Source organism: Stenotrophomonas sp. 71799_Sma (genome assembly GCF_056482505.1).
On sequence record NZ_CM151202.1, the window covers coordinates 552,832 to 569,816 of the forward strand.

A 16,985-nucleotide genomic window follows, 5' to 3' on the forward strand; every position below is an offset into this window, starting at 1 on the left:
CGACGCCGCAGCGCAGGCTGCGGTCATCCAGCGCCATGCCCACCGCATCGCGACCTGAGGCTTCCTGGCCGGTCTCCGGGCTTGCCGCCGGGTGGCGCGAGGCCACCGTCCAGGCGCCTTCCCATGCCTGCGGCACAGTGGCGTTGTTGCCTGGAACTGACGTGCTTACCGTTGCGGGGGCAGCGCCGGCCTGGCGTGGAATCACGCGTCACCGGCTTCCCGTTTCAACCTGCCGGCCGTGGCCGCAGGTCACCTGGAAGTGCGCGCAGTCTACGGCATCGCTAGCTGGTAGAGTGAGGAGCGTCGCACGCGCATCTGGTTGGAACCTGGAACATGATTGCAAAGGATCGCCTGCAGTTCCTCGATTCTCTTCGGGGTTTGGCTGCCGTCTACGTTGTGTTGTTTCACGTCCAGTCGATGCCGGCGCCGACGCTGACTGTCGCTGGTTGGTTGATGCCCGTTCTGCAGCTGGGGGCCACGGGTGTCGCACTGTTTTTCGTGATCAGCGCGTTCTCGCTGTGTTATACCCAGCCTCGTCACAGAGCCAGCGGTCGGCCGTTGCTGAGTTTCTACCTGCACCGCTTCCTGCGCATCGCACCGCTGTTCTATCTGCTGCTGGCGTTCTCGATCTTCCGCGATGGCCGGGGTAGCCATGCCGGCCATCCGTGGGCTGAAATCGTTGCGAATGCCACTTTCACGTTCAACCTGTTCCCCGGCTGGGAGCAGGGCATTGTATGGGCCAGCTGGGCGGTCGGAGTGGAGATGTTGTTCTATGCGATCTTCCCTTTGCTGTACCTGTTGGTGGATAACGGGCGTCGGGCCTGGACGCTCCTCTTGGTGCTGCTGGGGCTGGCGGCGCTGGCCGTAACCGGCGCGCTGGGTGCACGCGCGGAGGCCTCGCTGGGCGGCTATGGTTGGCTGACGCACGCGCCCGTGTTCGCGATGGGGTTGGTGGCGTTCCACGCGTACAACGCGCTCTCGCAATTGTCTCCGGCGCGGGCGCGTTGGTGGGGGAAGGCACTGAACATGGCCGGTGCCCTGTTGCTGTTGCTGGTCGTGGCGGGGATCGCAGCCGGCTGGAACGGGGCAGGACCATGGCAGGTGGCTGGCCTGGGCTATCTGGCAGTCCTGTTGGGCTGCTCGCAATGCCCGCCGCGTCTGCTCGTCAACCGGGCGACGGCGTGGCTGGGTACGGTGAGCTACTCGCTCTACCTGGGGCATCCCATTGTAATTGCCGTGCTGGGGCCGGTGCTTCGCCGGCTGCTGGCGGTCGTTGGTGACGGGACAACCGGCTATCTGCTGTGCGCGGTGCTGGTAATGGCAGTCGCACTGCCGCTGGCCGCACTGGGGCAGCGCTGCATCGAAGCACCGATGATCCGGCTGGGCAAACGCGTGATGGCATCGCTGTCCGCATCACGTGCAGGGTCCTCTCCCAGGCAGGCAGAGGGCGGCCCACGCTAGAATGGCGTGCCCCGCTACGGGGACGCTGTCCGGAAGTGGTGTTCATGATGTTGCTTCAATCGTCCATTTTTTCTGCGCTGTGCGCGATGCAGTCGCGGGCTAGCGCCTCGTGCATGGTTGCACTGCTGTGATCCTCGACCTGGTCCGCCATGCCGGCAACGGTCGCGATGAGTTCCTCGATGGCCGCAGCGATCCACCGCAGCTGGCCCGCCTGCCGCAGGAACTGGTCGACGCCTACGCTGCGCAGCCCTGGGAGCGGGTGATCAGTTCGCCGCGGCTGCGCTCGCTGCACACCGCGATGGCCCTGGCCACCCCGCGCGGGCTGGACGTGGAAGCGGACGAGGAATGGGAAGAGCTGGATTTCGGCGATTGGGACGGACAGTCGCTGTTCGACCTGCCGGAGGATGCATTGGCGGCCTTCCATGCCGACCCGCATGCATTCCCGCCGCCGAACGGCGAAAGCTGGGGCCACTTCGAGCGGCGTATCGCGCGCGCGCTGGATCGCCTGCTTGATGATGACGATCCGGTGCCGACGCTGGTGGTCAGCCACGGCGGCCCACTGCGCATGGTGCTGTCGCAGGTCTGCGGCCTGCCGATGTCGCTGTGCTGGGCCCTGCGCATCGACCACGGCACGCGCCTGCGGGTGTGGCTTGAGCGCGGCGAGGTCGGGCTGGTGGGCGAACTGCTGGAGCTGCAGCAGCCCTGACGAATCCGGTAGCGCCGGGCCATGCCCGGCGAATTCCACATCACCCGCGCTACGCGCTCGCCGGGCATGGCCCGGCGCTACCGGTCAATCCTCGTCGGCGCTCTCGGCCACGCTGTCTTCCGCGTCATCATCGGTGTCGAAGCGCTGCTCATGCACCGGTCCCGAGGCCGGGCCGGCCGCTTTCAACGGATGCGCGGCGATGCGCGCCTCATAATCCTGCACCAGCGCCTCACGCTGCGGCTCGCTCAGTTCCTGCCAATGGCAGTCCAGCAACGCGCCTTCCAGTGAATAGAGCAGGTTCAGGCTGGGCTTGAAGCCGGCGCGCTTGACCTTGACGAAGGCACCGACCGCGCCGATCGCAACCAGATCCTCGCGGCTGCGCAGGCCGACCTGACGCAGCCACGCCGCACTCTTCGGGCCGATGTTGCGCAGCTTCGGTGCGCTCATCCCAGCGCCTCGACGAACACGCGGGCGATCGCTTCCAGGCCGGCTTGGTCGTCGGCATCGAAGCGGCCGACTTTCGGGCTGTCGATGTCGAACACGCCGATCAGTTCATCGCCGCGCAGCAGTGGCACCACCAGTTCCGAACGCGAGGCCGAATCGCAGGCGATGTGGCCGGGAAAGGCATCGACGTCCTCCACGCGCTGGGTCACGCGCTGGCTGGCGGCGGCACCGCACACGCCCTTGTCCAGCGGGATGCGCACGCAGGCCGGCAGGCCCTGGAATGGCCCGACCACCAGTTCCTTGCCGTCGTACAGGTAGAAGCCCACCCAGTTCAGGTCGGGCAGAGCGTGATAGACCAGTGCGGAGAGGTTGGCCGCGTTGGCGATGCGGTCGGACTCGGCGTAGACCAGGCCGCGGGCCTGTTCCAGCAGCTGGGCGTATTGTTCCGGCTTGCTGCCGGTAAGCGAGGCATTGGCGAACATGCCCGCAGTCTAGCAAGCGCGCCGGGCCGGCGATAATGCAGGCTCTGTTGCCCCGCTGGAGCTTATCGATGCCGTTGCCCGCCACGCTGCCGCCTGCCCTGTTCGTCACCGGCACCGATACCGAGATCGGCAAGACTGCGGCCAGCACCGCGCTGCTGCATGCACTGCGCCGGCGCGGCCTGCGCGCGGTCGGAATGAAGCCGGTGGCCAGTGGCAGTGAGGATCTGGGGCAGGGCCTGCGCAACGAGGACGCGCTGGCATTGCAGGCGGCCAGCTGGCCGGTGCCGGACTATGCCGACATGAACCCGTACGCGCTGCGGCAGCCGCTGGCGCCGGAGCTGGCTGCTGCCGAGGACGGCGTGCAGGTGGAGCTGGCGCCGATCGTGGCTGCATTCGAGCGCCTGCGCGCGCAGGCAGACATCGTGGTGGTGGAGGGCGTTGGCGGTTGGCTGGCGCCGGTCTCGGCCACGCTGGACCAGCTTGACCTAGTGTGTGCATTGCATCTGCCGGTAGTACTTGTGGTCGGCATGCGGCTGGGCTGCGTCAACCATGCGCGGCTGACCGCGCAGTCGCTGCAGGCCAGCGGCGTGGAGTGCCTGGGCTGGATCGGCAACCACATCGACCCGGTGATGCAGCGCCAGGATGAGAACATCGCGACGTTGCAGCAGCGCCTGCCGATGCCGTGCTGGGGGCGGCTGCCGTATCTGCCGGGAGCGGATGGCGAAGCGCTGAGCGCGCACCTGCTCGAATGATCCTGGGTAGTGCCGGCCGCTGGCCGGCAACTGTATCCACCCGGCGATCCCGAGGTTGCCGGCCAGCGGCCGGCACTACCGTGCTGCAGCCGCCAGCTCCCGCGCGATCGCACCCAGTCGTTCCATTGCGAGGTTGCAGCAGCGCCTGCCGATGCCGTGCTGGGGGCGGCTGCCGCATCTGCCGGGAGTGGATGGCGAAGCGCTGTCGGCGTACCTGCTCGAGTGATCCTGGGTAGTGCCGGCCGCTGGCCGGCAACTGCATCCACCCGGCGATCCCGAGGTTGCCGGCCAGCGGCCGGCACTACCGTGTTGCAGCTGTCAGCTCCCGCGCAATCGCACCCAGTCGTTCCATCGCGACGTTGCAGCAGCGCCTGCCGATGCCGTGCTGGGGGCGGCTGCCGTATCTGCCGGGAGCGGATGGCGAAGCGCTGAGCGTGCACCTGCTCGAATGATCCTGGGTAGTGCCGGCCGCTGGCCGGCAACTGCATCCACTCGGCGATCCCGAGGTTGCCGGCCAGCGGCCCGCGTTACCGTGCTGCAGCCGCCAGCTCCCGCGCGATCGCACCCAGCCGCTCCACCGCACCGATGAAGCGCGCATCCAAGGTCTGGCAGCACGACAGCCGCAGGCAGTGGCGGTAACGCGCACCACGCGAATACACCTGGCCGGGCATGAACACGATGTCCTCTACCAGCGCACGTTCGAACAGCTCACGCGTATCCACGCCCGGCAGTTCGAGCCACAGCAGGAAGCCGCCTTGCGGCTCGGTGGCACGGGTGCCGGCCGGGAAGTGTTCGGCCACCAGCTGGCGCAGCCGTCCCACCTGTTCGCGGTACAGCCGGCGCATGCGATGCAGGTGGTGTTCGTAGCTGCCTGCTTCCAGATACGCCGCCACCGCATCGCCCAGCAGCTGCGGTTCGCCACCGGTGGACTGGAACTTGAGCAGTGCGATGCGCTCGGCGAAGCGCCCCCCGTCCAGCCAACCGATGCGGTAATCCGGCGCCAGCGTCTTGGAGAAACCACCGACCACCATCACCCAGCCATCGCGATCGAAGGCCTTCAGCAAGGGCGCCGGCGGTTCGCAGAACTGCAGCTCGGCGTACACCGCATCCTCGATCAGCGGCAGTTGCCGTGCGTTGACCAGTTCGGCCAGGCGTTGCTTGGCGGGTGTCGGCATGGTGCAGCCCAGCGGATTGTGCACGGTGGGCATCACCACCAGTGCGGCCAGCGGCGTGTGCTCCAGCAGCGCATCCAATGCGTCGACATCCAGCCCGTGCTGCGGGTGGGTGGGCAGCTCGATGGCCTGCAGGCCGAGGTTGGCCAGCAACGGGTACAGGTTGAAGTAGGACGGCGCCTCGATGCCCACCGCATCACCGGGTTGGGTAACCGCACGCAACGCCAGCTGCAGGGCCTCCATCGCGCCGTGGGTCAGCAGCAGCCGCTCGCTATGGGTGTGCAGGCCCATGCGTGGACCGCGACGCACGATCTGCGCCAGCAGCCTGGGGGAGCCGTTTGGGCGCGCATAGGTTTCCACTGTCTGCTGGCCGTGGCGCAGCACCTGCGCGGTATGCCGGGCCAGCTGCGCGCCCGGATAGAACTGGCGACCGCGCGGACCGGCGAAGGCCAGGTCGATCACTCCGGAGCGACGTTGTGCCTCCAGCACGCGCGCCATCAACACCTGCTGCAGCGGCGCGGTGGGCGCAGACGGCGTGTCGCGCAACGAACGTTCCGGCACCGACAATCGCGGCGCCACCTCGAAGCCGGCCTTGGGCCGCGGAATGACCAGGCCGGCGTCCTCCAGCTGGCGATAGGCCGCGATCACCGTGTTCAGGCTGAGCCTTCGCTGCAGGGCCATCTGCCGCAGTGAAGGCAGGCGGCTGCCGACCGGGAGACGTCCGCCGTGGATGGCCTCGGCCAGTTCGTCGGACAGCCGTTGGTAGCGGGGTGGGATCATCGCGCTCTGGTCATCTGTATCCATCGAACTTCCCGCCATCTGGTTCTGTACCCATGATGATGGCGAGCCTAGCATGTCGTTGTCGGACGGGCCTGATCGGGGCACGGCCGATACTTCCCAAGCGCACGGCTGGATGGCCGTGCGTCTTTTTTGGAGGTGGTACCGGCCGCTGGCCGGCGATCCCCAGATCCGCAGGAGCCGGCCAGCGGCCGGCACTACCCGGGTCGTTACCGCATCGGCACCAGTGCCGCGTCGCGCCGGTACAGCGCCGGGAACTGCTTGCCCAGTGCCGCCAGCTTCGGTGCGTCGTAGTAGCGGATGTAGGCCGCCTGCGGGTAGTTGGTCATGTAGTTCTGGTGGTAGCTCTCGGCCGGGTAGAAGTGCTGGCCGCTGACCAGCTGGGTGACGATCGGTGCGCGGTAGCTGCCGGCCTGGCCGAGCTGGGCGATGTAGGCGCGGCTGGCCGCCTGCTGGCGTGCGTCATCACTGAAGATCGCCGAGCGGTACTGGCTGCCGTGGTCCGGCCCCTGTCGATTGAGCTGGGTCGGATCGTGCACCACCGAGAAGAACACCTGCATCAGCTGGCCATAGCTGACCTGGCGCGGGTCGTAGTCGATCTTCACCGCCTCGGCATGACCGGTCTGGCCACCGCTGACGCGCTCATAGCGCGCATTGGCCGCGCTGCCACCGATGTAGCCGGACACCGCATTGCTCACGCCTTTGACGTGCTGGAACACGCCCTGCACGCCCCAGAAGCAACCGCCGGCGAACACCACGCTGGCATGGGTGGCGTCATCGCGGAACGCGGCGTCGCCGCTGGGCGCCGGTAGTGCCTTGGCCTGCGCGCTGGCTTCCAGCGGTGCCGCGACTGCGCCGTGGTCGACCAGCAGCACGCCAGCGATCAATGCAGTAGCTACCAAGCCGGCGACACCGGCGGCGATACCTTGTTCAAAAGAGAGTTTCATCGTGTGCTCCCGTTTCAACCGAAGGTGAAGGCATAGGCCTGCACGCCCGCATCGAGAAATTCGATCTCGAAGCGATGCGGGCCGACCGCGCCGCGCTGGCGCACCAGCTGGTACAAGCGGTGTTCGTTGACCACGCCGCTGCCATCGGCGCCGACATCGCTGCCGGCATCGGCGGCGGGCAGCGGCTTGCCATCCAGCCAGACGCGGAAGCGCACTGGCTTGCCGTCCTCGTTCGGTGCCAGCACCAGGTGCAGGTCACGTGCGTGGAACTGGAAGGCGATGCGGCCACCGGCCTGCTGCAGCTGTGCGGCCTCGTCGGTGACGGTCCAGCGCCCGGACAGTCCCCATTGGTTCAACGCCAGAGTGGTGGGCAGCGTGTAGTCGAACGCGGTGTCGCTGCGCTGCCCGCCGGGCGAGGCGAACTGCTCGGCGCGGGCGTGGCCCAGATAGGTTTCCGGTGAACGCAGGTTGCCCATGTCGGCCTGCGCGGCCACGCCCTTCAGATCGGCGGCGGCCGGATCGGCCGGCGGCGGCAGATTCGACTGGCCCGCTTCGGTCAGCAGGCGACGGATCATCTGTTCCGAGCGCGCGTAGTTGCCTTCGCCGAACTGGTGGCCGCGGATGTTGCCCTGCGCATCGACGAAGTACTGCGCCGGCCAGTAGCGGTTGTTGAACGCGCGCCAGATCGTGTACTGGTTGTCGAGCGCCACCGGGTACTCGACCTTCAGCTGCTGCACCGCCTTCATCACGTTGCGGGGGTCACGTTCGAAGGCGAATTCCGGCGTGTGCACGCCGACCACCACCAGGCCGTGGTCGCGGTAGCGGCGTTCCCATTCGTGCACGAACGGCATCGCGCGCAGGCAGTTGATGCAGGAGTACGTCCAGAAATCGACCAGCACCACCTTGCCGCGCAGCTGCTGTGCACTCAGCGGCGGGCTGTTGAGCCAGCCGGTGGCGCCATCCAGCGCGGGCAGGGTGCCCTCCACCGGCAGCGGTGCATCGGCACCGGCATTGGCACCGGCCATCATCATCATCGGCGGTGCAGCCGGCTGCGCGCCCGGCACTGCGTCCAGCAGGCTTTGCTCGATGCGCGCGGTGCTGACCGTGGACAGGCGGGTCAGCAGGCCGGTATCCCAGCCGAGGCCGATCGCCACGACGGCCAGCAGCGCGGCCACGCCCAGTACCTTGCGCAGGACATCGCCGAGGCCGAGCCGCGCCTGCATCGCGCGGAACACCCGGCCGCCGATCCACACCGCCAGCGCCAGTGCGGTGATCGCACCCAGTGCATAGGCCAGCAGCAGCGCAGTGGTGCCGACGCTGGCGCCATGCAGGGCGGCGCCGGTCAGCACCAGGCCGAGGATCGGCCCGGCGCACGGTGCCCACAGCAGGCCAGTGGCGATGCCGATCAGCAGCGAGGTCCACGCGCCGCCGTGCCCCGCGGCATCCGCCGCATCGGCGCGTGCGCTCAGGCGGGCACCCACGCGCTGGAACGGTGCCAGCAGGTGGTCGGCCAGCCGCGGCCAGAGCAGCGCGATCGCGAACAGCGCCATCAGCAGCAGGGCGATCCAGCGTCCGACCTGGTTGGCCTGTGCCACCCATTGGCTGCCCACCGCGGCAAGGCTGGCGACCACGGTGAAGGTGAGCGCCATGCCCAGCAGCAACGGCAGCGTGCTGCGCAGGAACGGGCGATCGGCACGCGCGAACACGAACGGCAGCACCGGCAGGATGCAGGGGCTGAGCAGGGTCAGCGCGCCCCCGAGGTAGGCAAGCAGCAACAGCAGCATCGTCAGGCTCCGGAAGCAGGGGAAGAACCGACCGGCACCCGCCAGCCGTCGGCAGTGCCAGCAGGGGCACCGGGAACGAACACCATCGCCGCACCGTTCATGCAGTAGCGCAGCCCGGTCGGGCGTGGCCCATCGTTGAACACATGGCCGAGATGGCCGCCGCAGCGGCGGCAGTGCACCTCCACCCGCAGCATCCCGAAGGTGACGTCGCGGTCTTCGCCGATGGCGTTGTGCAGCGGTGCCCAGAAGCTGGGCCAGCCGGTGCCGCTCTCGAACTTGGTGGAGGAGGAGAACAGCGGCAGCGCACAGCCGGCGCAGGCGAAAGTGCCCTGCCGATGTTCCTTGTTGAGCGGGCTGCTGTACGGGCGCTCGGTGGCCTGCTGGCGCAGCACCGCGTACTGCGCCGGGGTCAGTTGCTGGCGCCACTGCGCATCGCTGTGCATGACCTCGAACTGTCGCGACGGACGCGCTTCGGCGGCGGCCGGGGCTGCGCGGCTGCAGGCCCCCAGGCCGAGCAGGCCGGCGGCGGTGGCAACACCGCCCAGGCCCAACAGATGGCGGCGGGTTAGGGACATGGCGGACTCCGGGAAGGGGCGACGGGGCCATGCTGCGCCCGCCCGGGTCAACGAATCCTCACGCAGGATTCAATTTTTCGTGAGGTATCGGCGGCCGTCCCGCGCCACAATGCAGCCAGCTTCCCCACTGGCCCCGAGCTGCCAATGTCCACCAAACGCGTGCTGATCGTTGAAGACGATGCCCACATCGCCGACCTGCTGCGCATGCATCTGGGCGATGAGGGCTACGACGTCGCCCATGCCGCCAGTGGCGACGCCGGCCTGCGCCTGCTCGAGCAGGACGGCCCATGGGATGCGCTGGTGCTGGACGTGATGCTGCCCGGTGTCGACGGCCTGCAGGTCTGCCAGCGTGCACGCGCGATGGCGCGCTATGTGCCGATCATCATCATCAGCGCGCGCGGCAGCGAAACCCAGCGCATCGTTGGCCTTGAACTGGGCGCGGACGATTACCTGGCAAAACCCTTTTCGATGCCGGAACTGGTGGCACGGGTACGCGCGCTGCTGCGCCGCGCCGAGGCGATGGCGCAGAGTGCGCGAATCGATGCCGGCGCGATCGAGCTGGGCGGGCTGCAGCTGGATCCGGTCGCGCGCACCGCGTCGGTGGATGGCAATGCGCTGGAGCTGACGCCGCGCGAATTTGATCTGCTGCTGTTCTTCGCCCGCCACCCGGACCAGGTGTTCGCACGCATGGAACTGCTCAACCAGGTCTGGGGTTACCAGCACGATGGTTACGAGCATACGGTCAATACCCATATCAACCGCCTGCGCAGCAAGATCGAGCCGGACCCGGCCAACCCGCGGCGGCTGCTGACGGTGTGGGGCCGCGGCTACAAGCTGGTCGATCCGGCCGGGGCGGCGGCATGATCAAGCCCAATCTATGGCAGAAGCTGGCGGCGGTGATCGCCGCGCTGATGCTGATGTGCTGCATGGCGTTGCTGGCACTGCAGATGCGCGCCAACACCCGCCATGAGCAGGAAGTGGTGCAGCGGCTGTCGCTGGGCCTGGCCGAACACATCGCCCAGCGCAGCGAACTGATGGACACCAGCGGCATGCGCGATGCGGCGGTGCGTGCGCTGTTCGGCCAGCTGATGGCGGTCAATCCCAGCGTCGAGGTCTACCTGCTGGACGACCAGGGTCGCATCCTCGGCCACGATGCACCCAGTGGGCATCTGGTGCGCAACAAGGTGGACGTGGCACCGTTGCGTCGCCTGCTGGCCGGTGCGCCGCTGCCGATCCTCGGTGATGACCCGCGCAGCGCCGATGGCCGCAAGGTGTTCAGCGCCGCACCATTGATCGTGCAGGGCCGGCCGGCCGGCTATGTATACGTGGTGCTGGTCGGCGAGCACCGGCAGATGCTCGCCGACGATCTTGCCGCGGGCAGCCAATGGAACACCACGCTGTGGTCAGTCGTGCTGGTGGGGGGCCTCGGCCTGTTTGCCGGGCTGGTGGCGTTCTACTGGGTGACGCGTCCGCTGCGGCGCCTGACCCGACGCATCCAGGCGTTCGACATCGACGCGCCGACCCCACTGCCGCCGCCGGAGCCACTGCGGCCCGGTGAGCGCGATGAACTGGTGATCCTGGAACACGCACATGCGCAGATGGCGCAGCGCCTGGGGGAGCAATGGCAGCAGCTGCGCCAGCAGGACCTGCAGCGGCGCGAACTGGTGGCCAACATCTCGCATGACCTGCGCACGCCGTTGTCGTCGCTGCACGGCTACCTGGAAACGCTGGCGCTGAAGGACGCCACGCTGTCCCCGGACGAGCGCCGCCGTTACCTCGGTATCGCGCTGGCGCAGAGCGCCAAGGTTGGTCGGCTGGCGCGCGCGCTGTTCGAGCTGGCGCGGCTGGAGCATGGCGAAGTGCGCCTGGAGTGGGAAGTGTTCGCGCTGCCGGAACTGCTGCAGGACGTAGTGCAGAAATTCGAGCTGGCGGCGCAGGCACGCAACCAGCGCCTGCACGCCGCGTTCCCGCCCGGCCTGCCGCTGGTGCGTGCCGACCTGGGCCTGGTCGAGCGCGTGCTGACCAACCTGCTCGACAATGCATTGCGGCACGCACCGGAAGGTGGCCGGATCGAAGTGTGCCTGCGTGCGACCGCGGACAGCATCGAGGTGAGCGTGGCCGATGATGGTCCCGGCGTGGCAGCGACGCTGCGTGCGCAGTTGTTCCAGGCGCCGGCCGCGCTGGGCGCACGGCGTGGCGAGAACGGTGGGCTTGGCCTGCTGATCGTGCAGCGGATCGTGCAGCTGCATGGCCGCCGCATCGAACTGCGTGACAGTGAGCGTGGCGCGCTGTTCGTGTTCGCGTTGCCGCGCGCGGAGCCGGCGGCCTAGCAGGCCGCCTCGCTCTCCACGGCACCGCCGCTTTCCAGCGGCAGGTGCAGGCGGATGCAGGCACCGCCCAGCTCCGAATCGGTCACTTCAACGTGGCCGCCATGCTTGTCGGCCACCACCTGCACCAGCGCCAGGCCGAGGCCGAAACCGGGGCTGCCCGGATCCAGCCGCACATAGGGTTGCAGTACCTGGCCGCGCAGTTCGGGCGCGATACCGGGGCCGTCGTCCTCCACCTGCAGGCACAGCCAGCCGTCGTTGACCGTGCTGGCGATACGGATCTGCCGCCGTGCGTAACGCAGGGCATTGCCGAGCAGGTTGCGCAGCGCCAGTTCCAGCATATGCCGGTTGACGTTGACCAGGCCTGCCGGCGACAGCACCTGCTGTACCGGCAGCGGCAGCGGTGCGAACTGGGCCACCACGCCACGGACCAGTGCCGCCAGCTGCAGGCGCTGGCGGGTCAGCTGATGGCAGCGGCCCAGCGCGGCGTACTCGACGCCGGCATCGGTGAGGTGCTGCAGCCGATCGACATCGGTGCGCAGCCCGCCCAGCGCATCGCGCTGTATCTCGTCCAGCGCGGTGTCCTCCAGGTCGGCCAGGCCGAAACGCATCCGCGCCAACGGCGTGCGCACTTCATGCGCGACCGCCTGCGCCAGCACGCGCTGGCTCTCCAGCAGCTGCTGCAGCTGCTCGGCCATGTGGTTGAAGGCATTGGCCAGCGGCCGCACCAGCGCGGTGCCGGCACGCGGCGCACGCGTATCCAGCTGGCCGTCGCGCATCTGCCGCGCCGCCTGTGCCAGCTGCGACACATCGCGCCACAGGCGGTAGACCATTACATACATCGGCAGCGCCACGGCCACCATCAGGATCAGCAGCAGGATCGCCACGCCGGACACTTCGCTGTCCTGCCAGCCTTCCTCAGGCAACGCTTCATCCAGTGGCCCCAGCATCACGGCATAGTCGCTGTCGCCGATCCGCTGCAGGCTGCGCATGTGTTCCAGGTCGATCTGCACACGGCCGTTGTTGAACGGCGGTCGCTGGCTGGTCGACAGCGCCTTCTCCGCCTCGGCCAGCGGCACCATCCGCAGGGCATAGGCGAAGTCGGCGTCGAGCCCTCGTGCCAGCGCCGGCCACTGGTCACGTGGTGTTTCCGCGAAGCGTTGCTGCAGCAGCGCATGGGTGCCACGCATCTCGGCCAGCAGGCTGGCTTCGGTGCGGTCTTCCAGCAGCGCATCCCAGGCCCACAGGCCCAGCACGATCAGCAGCAGGTGGGCGACCAGGAAGCCGATGCCGTAGCGCAGGAAGTGGAAGGCGTGGCCGCGCATCGCCGAGTGCGTGCGCTTCATCCCCATGCCGAGCGGCTGAACAGGTAGCCGCGTCCACGGACGGTCTTGATCCGCTCCGGTTGTTCAGGGTTGTCGCCCAGCTTGCGGCGCAGGCGCGAGATGCGCGCATCGATCGAACGGTCCAGGCCGTCAAAGGCGATGCCACGCAGGCCGCGCAGCAGCGCATCGCGGTCCAGGATCTGGCCGGCGTTGCTGGCCAGCAGGAACAGCAGGTCGAACTCGGCCGTGGTCAGCTCCAGCAGGCCGCCCTGCAGGTGCACGTTGCGGGTGGACGGGTCGATGTTCAGCTCGCCGAAGCGCAGGCTGCCGTCGCGCGGTTCGACCCGGCGATGGCGGCGCAGGTGGGCACGCAGGCGGGCGAGCAGCACCCGCGGTTCGATGGGTTTACCGATGTAATCGTCGGCCCCCAGCTCCAGTCCCAGCACCTGGTCGATGTTGTCGGTGCGGGCGGTCAGCACACAGATGATGCCGTCATAGTGGGGCCGGATCTGCCGACACACTTCGAAACCATCCTGGTCGGGCAGGCCGACATCGAGCAGGACCAGGGCCGGCTTCTCGGCCAGGATCCGGGCCACCGCGCGCTCGCCACTGCGCTCATGGGCCACCTGATAGCCATGCCGCTGCAGATAGTCGCTGACCATCGTACCCAGGCGGGCATCGTCTTCAACCAGTACGATATCCAGCATTTTCAAGGCCTCCGTGGGGCGTACGTACCGCCACGGCACGAGCGCGGCGATGCTATCCCAGCCTGCGGGCCGCCCGGGTCCCGGGGGCGGGCGCCATTCAGCCGGGGTTGCTGGCGCTCGGGCCGGGCCTCAGGCCTGGCAACAACTTGGCGTCCAGCATAGCTTGTTGCCGTTACAAAACGTTACCTTCGTGATACGTCTGGTGACCATCGCTGACAGCAAAGCGACTGACGCGGGGCAGGTGGGGCGCCGAGCATGGAGTCTCCTCCGCTCCGCGTGCCGTTCCCATGTCGCTCGCCGCCCCCTGCCTGCTGAACCCGTCCCGCCGCTGCCGCTGCGGAGGTGCCCGATGAGCGGCGTGGTCGGGGCGTGGTTGCCGCCCGCCGAGGACGAGCATCTGCTGCAGCAGCTGGCACCGATGCTGCGCGCCCTGCAGCAGCGTGGCCGGGGCCGCATCGGTTACTGGACCGACGCCGAGGCCGGCCTCGCGCTGGGCCATTGCCGGGCGCCGACCGATACCCCGCTGCAGCCGCTGAGCTCGGATTGCGGCCGCTACGTGTTGTGCTTGGACGGCCGCCTGTACAACCGCGCCGACCTGCAGGCGCAGCTGCGCGAGCTGCCACGCAGCTGCAGCGACGCCCGGCTGCTGCTGCAGGCGATCGTTGAATGGGGCGTAGAGCGGGCGCTGTCGCGTATCGAAGGCGCGTTCGGTTTCAGCGTCTGGGACCGTGAGTCGCGAGCGTTGTGGCTGGCGCGTGATCCGGTGGGCGAGCGGCCGCTGTATTACGGCTGGTTCCAGGGCCAGTTCCTGTTCGCCTCGGAAATGAAGGCGCTGCAGGCCTTCGCCGGCTTCGCGCCGAGCATCGACCAGGATGCGCTGAGCCTGCTGCTGCGCCACGACTATGTGCCGGCGCCGCACACCATCTACCGCGGCATCCACAAGCTGGTGGCCGGCGCGGTGCTGCGCGTCGATCTGGATGACCACGCCGCCGGCGGTTCCAGCCAGGCGGCGGAAGGGGGCGCGCGCTACTGGTGCGCACGCGATGCGATGCAGAGTGCGCTGCAGGAACCCCTGCAGCCGGCGCCGAGCCTGGAACAGGCCACCGACCAGCTGGAAGTGGTGTTGCAGAAGGCGATCGCGGCACGCATGCATTCGCCGCTGGCCTGCGGTGCGTTCCTGTCTGGCGGCACCGACTCGTCGCTGGTGACCGCGATGATGCAGGCGCAGTCGACGCTGCCGATCGAGGCCTGGACGGTCGGCTTCGACGATCCCGGCCACGACGAAAGCGATTGGGCCTCGCAGGTCGCGCGGCATCTGGGCGTGCAGCATCATCTGCACCGGATGGACGCGCGACAAGGCCTGGATCTGCTGCAGCGGCTGCCACAGGTCTGGTGCGAACCGTTCGCCGATGCCTCGCAGCTGCCGACCCTGCTGGCCAGTGAACTGCTGGGCGCGCGCAAGCCGGTGGCCCTCACCGGCGACGGTGGCGATGAACTGTTCTTCGGTCATCCCAGCTATGGCCGGGCGCTGCGCAATGCACGCCTCTGTGGTGGCTTGCCGGACTGGGTGCGTGACTTGGCGCGGCGCAGTGGCAACCGCATGAACGTCGAGCGTGGCCGCCTGGGCGGCTGGCGTGCGCTGGTGGCCGAGGTTGCCGCCAACGATGTGGAAGGGCATTACCTGCAGCGTGTCACCCGCTGGCGGCAGCCGGCGCAGGTGGTGCTGGGCGCACGTGAGCCGATGACGATCTTCCAGCAGCAGGACACCGCGCTGCCGGCCGAGGCGCGCATCCAGCTGTTGGATTTCCGCATGGATCTGGCCGAGGGCATCCTCGCCAAGGTCGATCGTGCGGGCATGGCGGCGGGCGTGGAGACGCGTGCGCCGCTGCTGGACATGGAGGTGGTGCGTCTGGCCTGGCGCCTGCCGCAGCACCTGAAGTACCACGATGGTGAGCACAAGCGGATCCTCAAGCACCTGCTGGCGCGCTACCTGCCGGAACCGCTGGTGTACCGCCCCAAGCGCGGTTTTGGCCCGCCGATGGCGCGTTGGTTGGCGGGCCCGCTGCGCGATTGGGCGGAGGCGCTGCTGGACCCGCAGCTGTTGCGCAACCAGGGGTGTTTCGATGTTGCGCGCGTGCGCGGTATCTGGGAGGCGTTCCTGCGTGGCGAGCGCAAGTGGCACACGCACCTGTGGAACGTGCTGATGTTCCAGGCGTGGCACCAGCATTGGCACGGTGGTCGCGGGCGCTGAGCGGTTTCTGCATTGCGTGCAGCGGATTGAATCAGCGTGGCGCGGGGCGGATGCCCTTGCGTACGAATGTCCTCCGGCGCCTAGTTGAAAGGCGCCACGAGCGCTGCGCTTTACCTGCCGTAAGCCGAGCCTCGTCGGGGCGGGCAGGGGTCTGGGCAAAGTAAAGGAGGAGGTGACGGCCAACGGCCGGCGCCGGGGGACATTTGCCCAGGCCCCTGCCCGCCCCGGCGGGGCCCCTCAGCTCGCAGAGAGTCCAGACGAGGAAGCGCTTTGGAATCCGAACGCCAGGCAAAAAAAGACCCGGCAGAGGGAGGGATCTGCCGGGTCCGGATTGCGTGGGGGGAGGGACCCACGCAATGAGCGTTGCGTCGCGTCAGTGGTTGTTCGCGTCCGCCGTTGATTCGTTGTAGCCCTGCATCAGTTCGGACCAGGCCTTGCCGGCCTGCAGGCCGAGCCCGACCACGTCCTGCTGGGCCTGGCCGAGCCGCTGCAGGTTGTCCTGCCACAGCTGTGCGCCCTTGTTGAGCACCCCGGCCGCGTCGTCACTGCGGGCCAGCTCGCCGAGCCAGCCGCCGGTCGCGGTCAGGTTGCGCTCTATCGCCTTCAGCTGCACCCCGAACATGCTTTCCGCGTTCTCCAACGCCAACCGGTTCGCGCGCGTTGCCGCGGCGGCGAGCTGGCGGGTGGCATCACTGAAGCGATCGCTGAAGGCGGTGGCCATGGGGGCATCAGGGAGTGACTTGATGCAGTGCAGCATACGCCGTTGATGCGGCAATGCAACAAAAATAACAAAGGCGCCCAGGGCGCCTTTGAAGGACCTTTCAGATCAATGGGTTGATCAGGCTGTTGGGCCGCGGTAACGGCAACCCGAGGTGCAGGTTTCGTGCACGGTGATCTCGCTCAGCGCCGGCAGGCTCGGCTTCAGCTCGTTCCAGATCCACACCGCCAGGTTCTCGCTGGTCGGGTTCTCCAGGCCGGGGATGTCATTGAGGTAGTGATGGTCCAGGCGGTCGTAGATCGGCTGGAAGGCCGCCTTCACGTCGCCGAAATCCATGATCCAGCCGGTCTGCGCACCCGGCTCGCCCTCGACCTTCAGTTCCACCCGGAACGAGTGGCCGTGCAGGCGCGCGCACTTGTGCCCCGGCGGCACGTTGGGGAGGCGGTGCGCCGCCTCGAGCATGAAGACTTTGAAGATTTCCATGACGCGATTGTACGCCGCAGGTGGCCGGCCAGCCTGAGCGGATGTTGGACTTT

16 protein-coding genes and 1 riboswitch are annotated in these 16,985 nt (G+C 68.2%); of the genes, 6 read left to right on the plus strand and 10 right to left on the minus strand.

All coding sequences use genetic code 11. The features are described from left to right. Positions 1-49 precede the first annotated feature (49 nt). A riboswitch (cobalamin riboswitch) is annotated at positions 50-272 on the minus strand. Positions 273-333: 61 nt separating this feature from the next. Together ACZK4Z_RS02535 and ACZK4Z_RS02540 are read left to right on the plus strand one after the other, a co-directional pair. Then, a complete protein-coding gene (locus ACZK4Z_RS02535; protein ID WP_125892465.1) occupies positions 334-1,461 on the plus strand; it encodes an acyltransferase family protein in 1,128 nt (375 codons plus the stop codon). Positions 1,462-1,588: 127 nt separating this feature from the next. Next, on the plus strand, positions 1,589-2,167 hold the full coding sequence (locus ACZK4Z_RS02540) for a histidine phosphatase family protein (protein ID WP_032128728.1): 579 nt from the start codon (positions 1,589-1,591) through the stop codon (positions 2,165-2,167). Between the two features lie 84 nt (positions 2,168-2,251). Here ACZK4Z_RS02540 and ACZK4Z_RS02545 read toward each other — a convergent pair whose 3' ends face one another. Both ACZK4Z_RS02545 and ACZK4Z_RS02550 read right to left on the minus strand, forming a co-directional pair. Further along, the gene (locus ACZK4Z_RS02545; RefSeq protein WP_125892467.1) at positions 2,252-2,614 is read right to left on the minus strand and encodes a TfoX/Sxy family protein; all 363 of its coding nucleotides are present in this window, start codon (positions 2,612-2,614) and stop codon (positions 2,252-2,254) included. Next, positions 2,611-3,093 (minus strand): GAF domain-containing protein, encoded by a 483-nt coding sequence (locus ACZK4Z_RS02550; RefSeq protein ID WP_005407940.1) that lies wholly within the window; start codon positions 3,091-3,093, stop codon positions 2,611-2,613. The genes ACZK4Z_RS02545 and ACZK4Z_RS02550 overlap by 4 nt, the downstream gene beginning before the upstream one ends. A gap of 68 nt (positions 3,094-3,161) precedes the next feature. Between ACZK4Z_RS02550 and bioD the strand changes: the two genes are divergently transcribed. Then, positions 3,162-3,845, plus strand: a complete 684-nt coding sequence (gene bioD / locus ACZK4Z_RS02555) for a dethiobiotin synthase (RefSeq protein ID WP_125892469.1) — start codon at positions 3,162-3,164, stop codon at positions 3,843-3,845. Positions 3,846-4,372: 527 nt separating this feature from the next. On the opposite strand, the gene ACZK4Z_RS02560 is transcribed toward bioD, so the two are convergent. From ACZK4Z_RS02560 to msrB, 4 genes are all read right to left on the minus strand, one after another. Then, positions 4,373-5,821: an aminotransferase-like domain-containing protein gene (locus ACZK4Z_RS02560; protein WP_125892471.1), complete on the minus strand. Its 1,449-nt coding sequence runs from the start codon at positions 5,819-5,821 to the stop codon at positions 4,373-4,375. A 203-nt stretch (positions 5,822-6,024) separates the two neighbouring features. Next, entirely contained in the window at positions 6,025-6,762 is a 738-nt protein-coding gene (gene msrA / locus ACZK4Z_RS02565) for a peptide-methionine (S)-S-oxide reductase MsrA (protein WP_049424850.1), read from the minus strand. Positions 6,763-6,776: 14 nt separating this feature from the next. Further along, positions 6,777-8,546, minus strand: coding sequence for a cytochrome c biogenesis protein DipZ (locus tag ACZK4Z_RS02570; protein WP_125892473.1), 1,770 nt, complete (start codon positions 8,544-8,546; stop codon positions 6,777-6,779). Between the two features lie 2 nt (positions 8,547-8,548). Beyond that, the gene (msrB, locus tag ACZK4Z_RS02575) at positions 8,549-9,121 is read right to left on the minus strand and encodes a peptide-methionine (R)-S-oxide reductase MsrB (protein ID WP_125892475.1); all 573 of its coding nucleotides are present in this window, start codon (positions 9,119-9,121) and stop codon (positions 8,549-8,551) included. Positions 9,122-9,265: 144 nt separating this feature from the next. On the opposite strand from msrB, the gene ACZK4Z_RS02580 reads away from it, so the two are divergent. Further along, complete coding sequence (locus ACZK4Z_RS02580) at positions 9,266-9,985, plus strand: response regulator transcription factor (RefSeq protein ID WP_014035866.1); 720 nt, start codon at positions 9,266-9,268, stop codon at positions 9,983-9,985. Further along, on the plus strand, positions 9,982-11,451 hold the full coding sequence (locus ACZK4Z_RS02585) for a sensor histidine kinase (protein ID WP_125892477.1): 1,470 nt from the start codon (positions 9,982-9,984) through the stop codon (positions 11,449-11,451). The genes ACZK4Z_RS02580 and ACZK4Z_RS02585 overlap by 4 nt, the downstream gene beginning before the upstream one ends. Here the strand turns inward: ACZK4Z_RS02585 and ACZK4Z_RS02590 are convergent. Continuing rightward, positions 11,448-12,794, minus strand: coding sequence for an ATP-binding protein (locus ACZK4Z_RS02590; protein WP_125892479.1), 1,347 nt, complete (start codon positions 12,792-12,794; stop codon positions 11,448-11,450). The genes ACZK4Z_RS02585 and ACZK4Z_RS02590 overlap by 4 nt on opposite strands. Continuing rightward, on the minus strand, positions 12,791-13,480 hold the full coding sequence (locus ACZK4Z_RS02595; protein WP_010484092.1) for a winged helix-turn-helix domain-containing protein: 690 nt from the start codon (positions 13,478-13,480) through the stop codon (positions 12,791-12,793). Before ACZK4Z_RS02595 ends, ACZK4Z_RS02590 begins: the two co-directional genes overlap by 4 nt. A 349-nt stretch (positions 13,481-13,829) precedes the next feature. Between ACZK4Z_RS02595 and asnB the strand changes: the two genes are divergently transcribed. After that, positions 13,830-15,731, plus strand: a complete 1,902-nt coding sequence (gene asnB, locus ACZK4Z_RS02600; protein ID WP_121504809.1) for an asparagine synthase (glutamine-hydrolyzing) — start codon at positions 13,830-13,832, stop codon at positions 15,729-15,731. 373 nt (positions 15,732-16,104) lie between these two features. Here the strand turns inward: asnB and ACZK4Z_RS02605 are convergent, their stop codons facing one another. Together ACZK4Z_RS02605 and queD are read right to left on the minus strand one after the other, a co-directional pair. After that, positions 16,105-16,452, minus strand: coding sequence for a phasin family protein (locus ACZK4Z_RS02605; protein WP_125892481.1), 348 nt, complete (start codon positions 16,450-16,452; stop codon positions 16,105-16,107). A gap of 117 nt (positions 16,453-16,569) precedes the next feature. Then, entirely contained in the window at positions 16,570-16,932 is a 363-nt protein-coding gene (queD, locus tag ACZK4Z_RS02610) for a 6-carboxytetrahydropterin synthase QueD (RefSeq protein ID WP_005407953.1), read from the minus strand. Between the last annotated feature and the right edge of the window lie 53 nt (positions 16,933-16,985).

Bases quoted from the DNA above. Each gene is read 5' to 3' on its own strand.
- ACZK4Z_RS02535 (WP_125892465.1), top strand. From the start codon at position 334: ATGATTGCAAAGGATCGCCTGCAGTTCCTCGATTCTCTTCGGGGTTTG.
- ACZK4Z_RS02545 (WP_125892467.1), bottom strand. From the start codon at position 2,614: ATGAGCGCACCGAAGCTGCGCAACATCGGCCCGAAGAGTGCGGCGTGG.
- ACZK4Z_RS02550 (WP_005407940.1), bottom strand. From the start codon at position 3,093: ATGTTCGCCAATGCCTCGCTTACCGGCAGCAAGCCGGAACAATACGCC.
- bioD (WP_125892469.1), top strand. From the start codon at position 3,162: ATGCCGTTGCCCGCCACGCTGCCGCCTGCCCTGTTCGTCACCGGCACC.
- ACZK4Z_RS02560 (WP_125892471.1), bottom strand. From the start codon at position 5,821: ATGGATACAGATGACCAGAGCGCGATGATCCCACCCCGCTACCAACGG.
- msrA (WP_049424850.1), bottom strand. From the start codon at position 6,762: ATGAAACTCTCTTTTGAACAAGGTATCGCCGCCGGTGTCGCCGGCTTG.
- ACZK4Z_RS02570 (WP_125892473.1), bottom strand. From the start codon at position 8,546: ATGCTGCTGTTGCTGCTTGCCTACCTCGGGGGCGCGCTGACCCTGCTC.
- msrB (WP_125892475.1), bottom strand. From the start codon at position 9,121: ATGTCCCTAACCCGCCGCCATCTGTTGGGCCTGGGCGGTGTTGCCACC.
- ACZK4Z_RS02580 (WP_014035866.1), top strand. From the start codon at position 9,266: ATGTCCACCAAACGCGTGCTGATCGTTGAAGACGATGCCCACATCGCC.
- ACZK4Z_RS02585 (WP_125892477.1), top strand. From the start codon at position 9,982: ATGATCAAGCCCAATCTATGGCAGAAGCTGGCGGCGGTGATCGCCGCG.
- ACZK4Z_RS02590 (WP_125892479.1), bottom strand. From the start codon at position 12,794: ATGAAGCGCACGCACTCGGCGATGCGCGGCCACGCCTTCCACTTCCTG.
- ACZK4Z_RS02595 (WP_010484092.1), bottom strand. From the start codon at position 13,480: ATGCTGGATATCGTACTGGTTGAAGACGATGCCCGCCTGGGTACGATG.
- asnB (WP_121504809.1), top strand. From the start codon at position 13,830: ATGAGCGGCGTGGTCGGGGCGTGGTTGCCGCCCGCCGAGGACGAGCAT.
- ACZK4Z_RS02605 (WP_125892481.1), bottom strand. From the start codon at position 16,452: ATGGCCACCGCCTTCAGCGATCGCTTCAGTGATGCCACCCGCCAGCTC.
- queD (WP_005407953.1), bottom strand. From the start codon at position 16,932: ATGGAAATCTTCAAAGTCTTCATGCTCGAGGCGGCGCACCGCCTCCCC.